Source organism: Paenibacillus sp. FSL H7-0714 (genome assembly GCF_038003765.1).
In the GTDB taxonomy this organism is placed as follows: domain Bacteria; phylum Bacillota; class Bacilli; order Paenibacillales; family Paenibacillaceae; genus Paenibacillus_AQ.
This window is the reverse complement of the sequence record NZ_JBBOPT010000001.1, coordinates 3,576,207-3,589,825: the sequence shown is the minus strand read 5'-3', so window position 1 is coordinate 3,589,825 and position 13,619 is coordinate 3,576,207. Positions and strand designations below refer to the sequence as shown.

Annotated in this window: 11 protein-coding genes; 2 read left to right on the top strand and 9 right to left on the bottom strand. The window is 42.0% G+C overall.

Annotation, left to right across the window (positions count from 1 at the left end):
• Positions 1 to 124: 124 nt before the first annotated feature.
• The 3 genes from NST34_RS15920 to NST34_RS15910 all read right to left on the bottom strand — a co-directional run bounded on the left by NST34_RS15920 (position 125) and on the right by NST34_RS15910 (position 2,578).
• On the bottom strand, positions 125 to 1,051 hold the full coding sequence (locus tag NST34_RS15920) for an aminoglycoside phosphotransferase family protein (RefSeq protein WP_341128257.1): 927 nt from the start codon (positions 1,049 to 1,051) through the stop codon (positions 125 to 127).
• A gap of 243 nt (positions 1,052 to 1,294) precedes the next feature.
• On the bottom strand, positions 1,295 to 1,627 hold the full coding sequence (gene csaA / locus NST34_RS15915) for a chaperone CsaA (RefSeq protein WP_076283759.1): 333 nt from the start codon (positions 1,625 to 1,627) through the stop codon (positions 1,295 to 1,297).
• Positions 1,628 to 1,669: 42 nt separating this feature from the next.
• Positions 1,670 to 2,578 (bottom strand): DMT family transporter, encoded by a 909-nt coding sequence (locus NST34_RS15910; RefSeq protein WP_076299783.1) that lies wholly within the window; start codon positions 2,576 to 2,578, stop codon positions 1,670 to 1,672.
• Between the two features lie 151 nt (positions 2,579 to 2,729).
• On the opposite strand from NST34_RS15910, the gene NST34_RS15905 reads away from it, so the two are divergent.
• Positions 2,730 to 3,671 (top strand): AraC family transcriptional regulator, encoded by a 942-nt coding sequence (locus NST34_RS15905; protein WP_341128256.1) that lies wholly within the window; start codon positions 2,730 to 2,732, stop codon positions 3,669 to 3,671.
• Positions 3,672 to 3,733: 62 nt separating this feature from the next.
• Here the strand turns inward: NST34_RS15905 and NST34_RS15900 are convergent, their stop codons facing one another.
• From NST34_RS15900 to NST34_RS15880, 5 genes are all read right to left on the bottom strand, one after another.
• Complete coding sequence (locus tag NST34_RS15900) at positions 3,734 to 4,213, bottom strand: DUF6530 family protein (RefSeq protein WP_341128255.1); 480 nt, start codon at positions 4,211 to 4,213, stop codon at positions 3,734 to 3,736.
• 75 nt (positions 4,214 to 4,288) lie between these two features.
• Positions 4,289 to 4,648 carry a GIY-YIG nuclease family protein gene (locus NST34_RS15895; RefSeq protein WP_042188371.1) on the bottom strand — a complete coding sequence of 120 codons (360 nt, stop codon included), beginning with the start codon at positions 4,646 to 4,648 and terminating at the stop codon, positions 4,289 to 4,291.
• 53 nt (positions 4,649 to 4,701) lie between these two features.
• Positions 4,702 to 5,913, bottom strand: coding sequence for an MFS transporter (locus NST34_RS15890; protein WP_341128254.1), 1,212 nt, complete (start codon positions 5,911 to 5,913; stop codon positions 4,702 to 4,704).
• Between the two features lie 291 nt (positions 5,914 to 6,204).
• Entirely contained in the window at positions 6,205 to 6,729 is a 525-nt protein-coding gene (locus NST34_RS15885; RefSeq protein WP_339264710.1) for a GNAT family N-acetyltransferase, read from the bottom strand.
• Positions 6,729 to 7,397, bottom strand: a complete 669-nt coding sequence (locus NST34_RS15880; protein WP_341128253.1) for an epimerase — start codon at positions 7,395 to 7,397, stop codon at positions 6,729 to 6,731. Before NST34_RS15880 ends, NST34_RS15885 begins: the two co-directional genes overlap by 1 nt.
• Before the next feature lie 370 nt (positions 7,398 to 7,767).
• Between NST34_RS15880 and NST34_RS15875 the strand changes: the two genes are divergently transcribed.
• Positions 7,768 to 8,625, top strand: coding sequence for a class I SAM-dependent methyltransferase (locus tag NST34_RS15875; protein ID WP_341128252.1), 858 nt, complete (start codon positions 7,768 to 7,770; stop codon positions 8,623 to 8,625).
• A gap of 65 nt (positions 8,626 to 8,690) precedes the next feature.
• Here NST34_RS15875 and NST34_RS15870 read toward each other — a convergent pair whose 3' ends face one another.
• On the bottom strand, positions 8,691 to 13,613 hold the full coding sequence (locus NST34_RS15870; protein WP_341128251.1) for an S-layer homology domain-containing protein: 4,923 nt from the start codon (positions 13,611 to 13,613) through the stop codon (positions 8,691 to 8,693).
• Positions 13,614 to 13,619: the final 6 nt, after the last annotated feature.

Genomic DNA, 13,619 nt, shown 5'->3' with positions numbered 1-13,619 from the left:
AGTATCAGACAGCACTCCATAAATAAAAGAGCCCTCATTTAAACAAATGGGGGCTCTCAATCTTTTTATGTCATTTAGAATCAATACTGGACTTGTTTGGGATTTCAAGTTATGTATCCTGACGTTAAGCATTCAGGTTTAAAAGAAATTGCCGTGTGTTCTGATAAGCATCGTTCCATCCCATTTTAGCATAGAAGCGTAGTCCGTCGAGCCCCTTGAAATAATAAGCTCCCATTAGTCGCTCTTTAAAATAAGGTATCTTTATGCTGGCTTTCTCTTGATTGATTTGATATGTCTTAATGACATCACTCCATGGCATATGCCGATCGAGAATCGCAAGGTCTATGAGAGAATCACCGTACATGCAATTCCCATCGATGATGCCGGTAATTCGTGTTCCATCGGACAAAATATTCCACTGTTGAAAATCTCCGTGTATAAAGCTTCTGTACGATTCATTATAGGGTACGTAGTCCATCAACCGACCGTATATTTCTTCATATACATCTCTCTCCAAGCAAGAAGTACGGAAGAGATCATGCCAGTTCTCCCAGAACGTTCCCCTTTGATCCTCCGCATTTACGGCAACGACGAAGTCTTTCCATGATACATAGGATCCGTTGCCATCAGCAGTGATCCACCCATAGCCGTTAGTTGACCCAATATCTGCTTCAGCCATTTTTTTCAAAATACTAATAATCTCAGGCAATTGATGAGCTTGTTCCTCTGCTGTGTAATCGGATAGATTCCGTCCTTCCATTCGTTCCATGATTAAATAGGTTAACTGGTTAATTCTCCCTAACGCCAAACATTTGGGGAATGGGATGCTTTGACCTGAGAGCAAATGGGATACATAGTGTTCCGTTTCATATGCTCCTTCCAGATCACTGAATTTCATAACATACCCCTTCCCTTCGTGGTTGAATGAAAACACATTACTTATGTTGCCGCCAGAAAGCGGTTTAATCTCAGTTGGACCAGGCCCAAGATGATTTTCTAATACTTTTTCAATTTCACTTATGGCCAATTTCGGTTTCACATACATCACCATTGCTTCAACTCCTATAAATCGAATAGTCTCAGATCTGTATCCTTTGAGGACTACTTCAAAATTTTCTTAGCCTTTCGTTTCCTAATACGATCAATTTACGTACAGCTTACCAGATAGTATTGATAAACTGGATAGTAAAAACAATTATAATTGAATTATCCGCAACTGAGCATTATTGAACAGAGGGGACATTTTTAGGGGACCAACTAGTTAAGTATTAGACTTAATTATATTTCTGGAAAATCATCCTATGGGTGTTCCATTAGGCAGTTTCATATCTGGCTTCAATAGAATTACGTCACCCTTTTCAGGTACACCTCCAAGGACTAATACCTCTGAATTAAAGCCTGCAATTCGTCGAGGAGGAAAATTGACTACCGCAATTACTTGTTCTCCCATGATATCTTCAGCCACATATCTTCTAGTAATTTGTGCACTAGATTTCTTTATTCCGATCTCATCTCCAAAATCAATCTCAAGCTTGATCGCAGGAACTTTTGCTTCGGCGAAGAATTCAGATTTAATTATTGTTCCAACACGAATATCCAGTTTCAAAAAATCATCAATAATAGCCATATAGCATTCTCCCTTTAAATGATATTTTCTTAATTTATTTGCTTATCTACTTTGATTCTGATATTTAACAGTAGTGTAATTGAAGGCTTTTACCCAGAAATACATCCCCATGCCGAGTAGAGTCATCATCCCTCCTATAAATTGAAAGCTAGTGATTGTTTCTCCCAAGAATAGATAAGCTAGTATTATGGCGAGAACAGGCTCACCAATAATCCCTACAGAAATAGTAGTTGCACCTAAAGATTTCAATAACATATTAATAATAGACTGTCCCAAAATAGTTGGGATTAATGCGAGTAAAAAGAAATAGATCCAGTCCGAAGAATTATAATCTATCAAAGAGAAATGGTTTGATAAATTGTAGATTAACAAGACGCTTCCGCCAAGGAAAAAAACAATAACACTGTATAAACTTGCTCCTATTTTATGACTTACTTTTTGTCCTGCCAGCATATACGCTGATACAAAAACAGTTCCTAATAATGATAAGCCATCCCCTATTAACGCCACTTTAGAAACTCCAAAGTCTCCCCAAGCGATAACTATTGAACCCAGAAGTGCAATCACTAAACAAAGAATGTTTACCACATTTACCCGTTCTCTGAAGATGAAGTATGAACCAATCATTACAAATAAAGGCTGCAATGATAATATCACCATAGAGCTTGCAACTGAAGTATAAACTAAAGACTCCATCCAAAATAAGAAGTGTAATCCAAGAAAGAGACCCGCTAAGAAAACAATACTCCAGTCTTTTTTACTCATCTCCAGACAGCGAAGCTTTTTCCATGATACAAAAGGAAGCAATAAAATTACAGAAGCAAACAATCTATACATGCCGGCTACAGAGGTGGGAGTATTTGAAAATTTTATCATGATGGAAGAGATCGAAATAGATAAAATACTAATAAAAAGCAAAATGTACGGATATGACGGTTTATTTGATTTCACATATAATCCTCCAAAATGTTCTATCTACTTCCTGTGCACAGAGTGATAAAATCAAGATTGGATATAATAATATCATCATCCTTGTTTAAATTGTGTCATTATATCGTTGTATTATATATAAATATCATCATTTTAGAAGGGACCTCATTAGATGTCAAAACTGCTGCACGAGAACATTCTTTTTCCTGATGCTTCATTTCCATACATTATGTACACAGCTAACTCTCGGAAAATTATCCCTGAAGGACGAGGATTTAATGACTTACATTGGCACGAAGAACTTCAGATCACTTTGGTTACTCAAGGTAAACTAGTTATACAAGTGAATGGTATTGATTATGAATTGAAAAATGGCCAAGCCATTTTCATCAATAAAGGTGCCCTTCATGTTACGACGCACCTGACTCCTGACGGTCAGTATGTGAGTTTCAATTTTCCTGAAAAGCTGTTGGTCTTTTATGCAGATAGTGCTATGGAAAAAAATTATGTATCACCTTATACGAACTCTTCCTTACTGTCTCTAGTAATTAAAGGAGATGCTGAATGGCAAAGAGATGTACTAAACATGCTTTTGGAGCTGAAGAATAGATTTGATATGCCAAAGAAATGGGGATGGGAATATGAGGTTTCTATCAGAACCGTACAACTCTGGTTAACCTTGATATCTAATATTTCTCTCTCCTTTGAGGACACAGCTAAATACGTAAAAAGGCAGCAAGAACGACTTCAACTCATGCTTACTTTCATCCATCAGCACTATGCAACTAATATAACTTTGCAAGATATTTCTGATGCTGCTCATTTAAGTGTTTCAGAATGTACCCGTAGTTTCAAAAAGACCCTTCATATCACACCGTATGAATATTTAATAAAGTACCGGATTAAGAAAAGTATGGAGCTATTAATTTCAACTGATTATACAGTAACTGAAATTGCCCATAGAGTTGGTTTTAATCATGTTAACAACTTCATTCAGTCCTTTAAAAAACATCAAACAAGAACACCTAAAGATTTCCGGAAATTAAGAAATGAAATCAAAATCCAAGATACTTTGCCAATAGATACTCCTGGACGGGGGCCGGAATTGTTTTAAACTATATAAAAAAAGTGGCAGTCACGAAGGCTTTTTTGCCCTGTTTGACTACCACTCACTGTTTAATATCCCATATCCTTTAATATTTTGGATAACGTGCTCAGACGCTCACCGATCATTTCATCGTCATCGCTAAGAACTTGATTAAACAGCTTAATATCTTCATTAATTCGCTCATTATCTGTACATACCGCTACAGTCATCGCATCCCCTTGCAAGCCAACTCTGTCGATGACGGGCTGCTCCGGGTCATATAAATTCTCATATCGATACGCTTCGCGGAAATGTTCTAACGACCGGCAAATTAGAATGGACAAATCAAGCACGCGATGAAGAGGCAGTTCCTCTGATTGTCTGGACCATTTTTCCCCGGTATATCTCCATACCTTAGCAGAAATATCGACCTTTCCTCGATCATTCCACTGCGCCAATCCTAAGGAAAGACCTTTCGCATCTGTGTTTCCAGCCATTCGGCCGTCAACCTTCTCATAATTCTCCGATACGACAACAGGCTTATGTTTTAAAGTTGTAGGTATTTTCATGTTTTTTTTCTTCCTTCCAGTTACTATTTTACTAATTTACTAAACGACGGTTTCATCTTATCTTGGATTTCATCGTTAGTCAATTCGTGGTTTGTTATAACCTTTATCTCCGTAGGGCTGTAACTTCTCTAACCATGGCTTTAAGATTTTCTTCCGTTCCCAGCGCATATCAGTTACCTTATCTATCTCCTTCTGTTCTAGTACCTCATAGGTAAACGCATCCGCACCGAATTCTTTCCAATCCTTCTGGAGCTGGGCATTTGCAAATCTCCCTGAATCCAACTGCATTTGCAGAGTAAGCCATTTGTTTTTCAAATTAGGATAGCTGTCGATAAATATTTTGCCGTTGATTTGGTTTTTGATTTGAGCAACACCCATATAAATCTTAATTTGTTTGTACTCCTCGATCAGCTCTTTGCGTTTATTCATATCCATATCTTTCTCTCCTTATCGTAGATAATAAATTCATGGAAATTGTAGTTGGATTTTCATTTTCCCAGCGATTTCAGCTCCACTTTACTTCTTTTCTTAACCACAATAGGAAGCAGAAAAAGCGCACCGATAATCACAAATACACCACTCGCCATAAATACGCCCATCAAGGAGAACGTATCCTTTAGGTAGCCGGAAATGAACATGCCAACCACCATCATTCCCATAAAAATAGGCATGATTGCTCCTGAAACTCGGCCAATAAAGGCCCCTTCGGTATTTCGCACAAGAAGTGTCTGAATCCCTCCTTGAATGCAAGGGTAAAACAAACCACTGATCACCAAGAAAATAATCGTCAGCCAAATTTGCTTAGAAGCACCCATTCCAACCGTACAGACGGCATTGACGAGTAAGCCTATCAAAAGCAATAGCTGTGGCCTTACTTTTTTGGCTATCCCGATTATTGCAGCTCCGCCTACTAACATGGCTGCCCCACTAGCCATCACAAGCCACTGAAGAAATTGTTTGTCCTTACCTAAGTTCTCGATGACAAGAAAAATCTGAAGTGGCTGAGTTAGTCCTGATGCCAAACCCACCGCCGAGAAAGTTAAACTAAGTGTTCTTAAGGGTTTACTCGACCCGATGTATCGCAAGCCAGCCGTTAACTCTTTGATGAAGCCGCTGGCTTTACCTGACTTCGGTTCTTCTTCATCCCGAGGAAGGGAAGACAATATAAGCGAAGAGCCCAGAAACATAACGGCTGTCAGGATCAGAGATACGTGAATTCCAAACTTAATAAAAATAAACGTACCGATAACAGGTCCCAAAACCATAAAGACAGCGACAAGGGTTTGGGACATCGCCATAACGCCTTGCAGCTGTTCAGCTTGCACATGTCTCTTGTACAGTTTCATCGCCGAAGGCTGAGAAAATTGAGATAAACTGGCAGATACAAAAGATCCGATAAGAAGCGCAATCCATCCGCCATTCATGACCGCAATCAGCACCACCCCAACGGACAAGCCAGATAACAAATCGCTCCATACCATGGTTCTCTTCGGCCGCCATCGGTCGGCAAAGGTCCCACCAATAAGACCAAAAAGAAAGATCGGTGCAAATTCGGCAACCGATATCAGAGATACATCTACCGGATTATTATTCGTCAATTCAGATACATAAAGAAGGACGGCATAATTCCGGATCCATATTCCGAGCTGCAATAACACACGGGAGAGGATAATTGTTCGAACATAACGATTAGAAAACATTTTAATTCCCCATATCCTTTACTATTTTTTGCACCTTCTCAAAACTCTCCAACATGACAACAGGATTATGTTTAAACGTTGTTGATATTTTCATTGCACCACTCCTATTTACTAATTTACTCATTTACTAATTTACTAAATCACTGCTTCATTTTATACAGGATAGTGTCGTTCGTCAAGCCGTTTTCAGTCTCGATATTCCACAATCCTTTTTTTAAAGGTGTTAATTGATTCTGTAAACAAATAAAAAAGTGGAGCAACTGCCGTAGCATTTGCTCCACTTTTTTACGTTTATCTAATATCAAAAAATTCTTTAGCGTATTCGACAACGCCATGGACATCTGAGAGACCGTCATCTATAAGCTCAACGGCCATAAAATTATCGTCTGAAACTTCGAAAGGTGCATCTATACCAAATTGACTAGCTTTTTTATAACCAAACTTCGGATAATACTTATCATGACCCAAAACGACAGAGCCTTTATATCCAAGCTGTGTTGCGATTTTGTGGCCTTCAGTAATCAGTAGCTTCCCTATACCCTTGCTTTGCATTTCTGGTAGTACTGCAACAGGTGCAAGCGCAACCAGAGTTTGATCACCCACTAGAATTTCTGTAAAAAGGATATGACCGACGATCTTATTCTCATATTCAGCTACAAGAGATAACTCCGGAATAAACTTTGTCGAGCTCCTTAGTCTATTTACCAAATTGTGCTCATCATGATCTGAATGTTCCGCATTTTCAAATGATTTTTGGACTACATGGTAGACTTCGTTAATATCTTGAGCTTTTTCTTGTCTAATGATAATGTTCATTAAATTAACCTCCTGATCATGGATTTGAGCTCATTGCTTTCTATTCTGGGTCTTGGATAACCGTTAATCGTTACCTGAATCATAGCTCGTCCCAATTGTTCCGATGTAATGACACTGTTTAACTTCTTTAGCATGGGATAAAGTGGCTTCATCACATCATAAAAAATCTGATACACTTTTGTTTTGGATTGTATGCCATATAGGGGTAGAATTACACCTGGTCTGAACATATAAGCGTCCTTAAAAGGTAGCTTCAACAGATCGTTTTCTGTCTTCCCTTTCACTCTTGCCCACATAGAGCGTCCTTTTTCCGAACTATCCGTCCCACTTCCAGAAACATATATAAAGGTCATTTGAGGGTTCAATCTTGCTAATGTTGTTCCGGCGGATAGCGCGATATCATATGTTACTCTTTTATATTCATCTTCCTTCATACCAGCAGAGGAAACCCCAAGGCAGAAAAAGCATGCATCATAACCTGTGATTTCATGTTCTATACTTGATAATTCAGCTACATTGGATAGTTGAATTTGTCTTAGTTTTGTATGTTGATGCTCTGTCTTTTTACGCCCAATCGTAAGTATTTCTTGAACTCTATCATCCATCAAACATTCACGCAACGCGCTTTGACCAACCATACCTGTAGCTCCAAAAATAATGACCTTCATATCATTGACTCTCCAATCTAAAAGATGATTCTATTTCCAATATTAACAGGCATTTCCGAAGCCAACAATCTTTTGACGTAATCATGGATTGTAACAATGTGCTTGCTTCTTCATCCTTTATAATCATGCAACGACAACAGAAGGATTCCCAATTTCCGCTTCACCTAATATAAAGTCCTAGAAAGCTATACTATAAATCTATTGAAGTTTGACCTTGTTTAGGATCAGTGAGACGAGCATATTCTATCGAGATTGATAATAGAATGAAAGAAATGAAACCCGCTCCAAGCCCTTCAACTGAACTATGATGCCCTAACCCCAGCTTGGTCTGGGGGGAATAAGTGAAACGATTAACGGAGGTGTTTTTTATATGCAATGTATTTTGTGTGGCCCTGCTCCAGCTATTACCGTATTTCATGAGTATCATTCGTTTACGTTGATGCGGTGTAGCAATTGTGGTCTTATCTTTAGAGCGAATATTGCGGAGGTTGATACAACCGGCTTAATCACAAATATTTATAATACAGAATGGATTGCAATGCGTGAAAAATATGCTCAAGCTACCTATTCTGATCATGCTCTGTTTAATTTAATGCTGCTGGAAATGTTCAGTCCAGAAAAAGGAGCATTGCTAGAGTTTGGTTCTGGAACAGGTGAATTTTTACATGCTGCTGAAAATGGCGGCTGGAGAGCGGTTGGCATTGAACCCTCACAATTGTCACGAGCCTATGCCAAATATAAATACGGTGTGGATCTGGTTAAAGATGAATGGAAAAGCACCCAAGACGATGACTCGGCTGAAAATCCTGATCTTCCTCGTTATGATGCGGTAGTGTTCTGGCATGTGCTTGAGCATATTTCCGATCCATTTGCATTTTTGAAGGATATTCGTAATCTTTTGACAACGCAAGGGACAATATATTTCAGTATTCCTAACAGCCATTCATTAACCAACGAAGTCTACGGACCTGAATCACCGTTATTTATTGAACCCGATCACCTGTATCATTACACGGACGCTAATGTGCGTGAATTACTCAATCAGGCTGGATTTGAGATCATTTCGATATTCACGCGGCAGCTGGTCTCTGTTTCGGATGTATTGATCGATGCACATCCTCACTATGGGCCGAATACTCCATTTGTAGAGCGAATGGCATTATTGGCCAAATGGCAAGGCGAACGTCGCGGACATGAGATATGTTGTGTGGCCAGCCTGAAGGAATAATTTATTATACTTGCAAGAAAAAAAGCTGGAGCCAAATACACTTGGCTCCAGCTCTTTTGTGATGATTACAATCCCATAATTCTATAAATCAAAGCAGCAGCCTCCGCACGGGTGGTCAGATTTAGTGGTCTGAAGGTTCCGTCGGAATAACCATCGATTATCCCTGACTGCTGCAGGTACTCAACTGCTTCCCTGGCATAAGCTCCGATTTGCTTCTGATCAGCAAATACTACGGTTTTGCTGAAGTAATCCGGCTGAAGAGCAGCTAAACTCCGAGCGCGAAACAAAATAACAGCCATTTCTTGGCGAGTAATCGGTTCTTTTGCGCCAAATAAGCCTTCGCTGCGTCCGTTAACAATCTTTAGCGCCTGAGCTGTTGAGACAGCTTGGTAATACCAAGCGTCTGGACTCACATCTTCGAAAGTATTGCTGTTCTCAGCCTGAAGGTCCAGTGCCGATACCAGCAGTTGAACAAACTCTGCTCTGGTGATTTGGCGGGCAGGCTCATATTTGCCATCGCCTGTGCCGTGAACCAAATCACGAGATGCCAACGCTTCTAGGATAGCAGCGAAGTCCGAATTGACATCAGAGAAGTGTATATCTCCATTCGCTGTAGCGTATAATCCGAAGTCCCGTGTTGTGAAGGTGATGCTCTCTGTACCTGAAACGTATTTGGAGTTCTTGACCACTTCCGCCAGCCCCTCGCGGGTAATAGAATAGACGATGGCTTGATTCGGCGCTTCACTAGGATTCAATTTATATCCAAACGATACCTTCATTGCCGCGGATTGACTTAATGTTTCTATTTGCTTTCCATCAACCATCAAGGAGATCCGGTACACGGCATGCGTTTTCCATTTCTCTTTTAATGCAACAGAAAGGGTTGAAGGATCAACAAAATGAATGGACAGCTCCAACTGCTTGGAACCCTCCGGAATATTGCTACCCCTCTTGTCAATTGGGAACGTTACGGTGGTTGCACCTGCTTTTATTGTAAGAGAGGTAACATTATCTTTCAGTTCGGTAACGGGCAATTGAAAGGTTACACCCTTAGCTGTGGCATCTAATTTAGTAAGCTCAAGTACCAATGCACCATCTTGCACACCCTTCATCGCTTTTTGAATTTCTCCAGTAGGAAGCTGTGCAAGGCGTATTCCTTCAGCATCAGGTGAAGCCTGAATCTGAATACGGCCGGCTGAGATTATATTCACTGGATTAGCTATTTTCCCTCCACTGTTACTATTGTTCCCGCCATTATTGTTGCCGGACGAACTGCCGGGCGTTTCTGTTCCCCCGCGGTCTTCACTCCGTACCACTTTCAAAGTGTAGGTCTTTGTTGTTGTTCCATTTGCGGCGGTAACTTTGATGCTGACGCTATTTTCTCCTACTTTTAGTTCACTTCCGCCAGTTACTGTTAATTTGGCTTTCGGATTTAAAGGTATCCCTATAACAGTCACGGCTGTTTTAGAAAAGGGTACATTTATTGTATAGGTCAATGTATTACGGTCAAACCCGGGAATATCTGTACCGTCCATACTCAAAAAGCTCAAATCAGCATTATCACTTGGTTGTGTCTCCTCCTCATCTTCGACATTCATAAACTGGAAGGTGCGGAAAAGTGCCGGATCCTTCGCAGCGCCTATGCCTGATCCCCACTCAATATACCCTTTTCGGCCAGCACCATCATTATCGTTAACCAACATCGAGAAGCTCAAGATATTGCCTAATGCTGCCCGAATTGGACTTACTTCACTCCAAGGTAGTGCCAGTGCATATGAGGTAATCTTAGTCGCTTCATCTCGGGTTACACTTAGAGTTCCTTTGGTCAACACTCCGGTAGCGGCACCCTTCATAGACAGCCAACGATAAATTTGCGGCCCCTCCGGCGTTTGCGATATTCCGTATTCATACCAGGATTGGCTATCGCCCGGTACACCGGGAGCAAGGCTGAATTGAATACTGTCATTTTGCCAAATATTAATCCCGGATGCATTATGGCTGAATACATCATCACGGATGTCGGCAGTCAAATAAATGTTATCCGCGTCCCAGCGTAATTGCGCTGTTCCGCTAAGATCATCCGTACCGTTATACCCGCTCAACAAAGGGGTTCCGTCTGCAAGATCAATCAGCGCGGGAGTTCCTGTGTCTGACTGATGCTTCATCCGGTTAATATCTATGTTTTGCTTGAGGTGAACTGTCTCATAGCCTTCAAGGTCAACGGTCAACTCTAGTGGATATTTAACGCTTTCAGAGAATCCCGGCAAAGGAATTGGATAAGTAAATCCGCTATTCGGAGCGATTTCAGCTAGTTGCGACTGGCTACCACTGAGCTGATCACTTCCTTCTCCTATTTTCCAGGAAATTTTGTTAATTCTCAGAGGGTCTACTCCAGAACTGTTTGTAAACTGAAGTTGAAGGGATATGCCTCCGTTTCTACCATCTGTAATATGAGGAGCAATTTTTAAGCCTTGAAAATATAATCGCAGATCATCCACAGGTGCTTCAGGCAGTGTGGCAGGATCAAGTCCGGGTCCATTATAGGCTCCGATATTCGGTGGATTTTCTGCTGAAACAGCATTTCCCCAATAGTCACGGCCTCCGTTGTCTGCAATGATTGCACCAGCCCCAAGCGCAGGGGAGCCTTCTCTTAACTTGTAACCGTCCACTGTATTCCAGCCAATTCCACCGCTGCCCTGAGCAACCAAGAGCGGATTCGCTGTGACGGGATTCGTATTTTCCGGCTCGCTTACTGGATGATTTCCATACAACAGGTTGTGGTCGAAGCTGCCATTTACCCCGGGCAGATTATAACCTCCCTGTCCAAGGTTGTAGACCAGATTGTTCCTGAACGTATAGGGAGCGTTGATATTTCCTGCGTCGTCCCATTCATGGTCGATTATTTTGGTGTTTTGCCCAGTGCCGATATAGATCGTATTGTTATAGATTTGCGTATCCGGCGTAACCCCACCTGCAAAATTAAACGTATGCGTCAGATCATTCTGGCTGATGTTGTATCTGACTACATTGTTAGAGGAGCCGGTCAGCACTCCTGGAGTTAAACGGGCATCGACAAAAAGCATGAATCCGCCCTTATTGCCATGGCTGTAATTATATTGAACTACACTGTCCATAGTATCAATATCCAGATTGAAGCCCTGACCATCTCCCTCTGGTTTATTTGTGTTAAAGGACTCATTAAACTGCACGATATTATTCTTGCCCCGGGTCGGCCAGATTGCGGCTGAGCCGTTAAACTCGCCTTCTTCGGAGTAGTTCCCACCTTCTTCTGCTATGTTATGCTCAATTAACGCTCCGTCCGCACCGAAGGTGAGAATGCCGTCGCTGTCTGCTTGTTTGACATAATTTCCGCGGATCGTAACATTGACCGTAGCATAGTCGGCTCCGTTGAAACGCTGATCCCATACGACAATTCCTGTCCGTCCAATTCGTTCGACCGTGTTGCCTTCGATCCATACCCCATCGAATTTGTCCGTGCCCGTCGTTCCGCCCACATATACGGAGATTCCACCGAACGCATGTGGACCCCCTTCTGCACCGGAAACTGTCGGATAACGGAAGCTGCTTGATACATCATGTATATAGTTATCCTGGATGCGGATATTTTTTAAAGTTCCTCCGTTTGCGTTCTCCACCATTATGCCTTCCCGGTAAACGGTTCCTCTCTCGGAAGCATAGTTAGTGACCTCCAGATCCCGAATGCTCCAGTTTGAGGCGTTGCGCAGGTATACAGCTGCTCCGGCCATGCCTCCACCATTGATAGTCGGTTTACTTCCGCTGCCATAGGCAGTGATTGTTATCGGTTTATCGTCTGTTCCGCTACCCTTAGGATATAATTGTTCGTTCCAGATTCCGCCCTTCTTTAACAAAATTCGGTCTCCAGCCTCAAAGGTAGTCTGGTTAACTACAGAGAAGGACTTCCAGGCGGTCTCCGGTGTTTTTCCATCATTGTTGTCGCTGCCCGCAAATGAATCGACGTAATAATCTCCGTCTCCTCCGCTGTTCCCTCCTCCTTCAGGCAAGCGGTTGGACAAGGAGACCGATCCTAGCTGCATCAGCCAGGGGGCGGAATCGCCGCTGAGCTCGATTTTTAAATAATGAATGCCGGAAGGAATCCCTTGTGCTGGGGTATAAATCGTCCCGGTCCAAGCTGCATCTCCTGTGGATTGTGGAGCTTCATGTTTTGCTGAAATCTCTGTCCAGGTGGATGCATCCGCCGATCCATAGAACTTGATGCTTCCGCTAGACCCGGCAAAGGAATGCAGACGGACGATGAAATGCTGCAAATTATGCAAATGGTACACAAGTGATTCTGCCGAATCTGCTGTTCTCACTGCACGAGAATGATCTCCGCCAAAAAAAGTGGGATTGCTTGTATCTAAAGACCAATTTGTACTAAATGCATAGAGCTGTGAAACGTCATCAAGCTCATCGTTAATCGTTTGGGGTGCAAGTGATACATTGGAGAGCGTAAGGTGTCCGAGCTGCATCAGCCAGGTGTCGAGGTCGCCGCTGATCTCGATTTTGAGATAATTGATATCATTCGGAAGTGCACCGGCGGGCGTGTATACTGTTCCATACCAACCAGAACCGGTTGCTGTGGGACTCTCATTAATGGCCGGAAGCTCCGTCCACGCTGTCGCATCACCCGATCCGTAGAACTTGATTATGGCTGTTGAGCCAGAGAAATAATAGGCTTGAAGCGTAAACGACTGAATTCCTGTTAATGAATAAACGGCATAACCGGTATCCGTGGATGTCCTGACCAACCGCGTAGCATCTCCGCCGAAGAATTGAGGATTGCTGCTGTCAATCAGCCAATTCTCCGAACGCAGCTCCGCTGCTGGCAGAGCAGAGAAATCATCGGCATACGTCTCTTCAGCATGGGCAGAAGCACCCATTACTGGGAACACTGTCGTAAAGATCAGAACCATCATTAGCAGTGATTTTGCAAGTTTTTTTAACATTGTTGT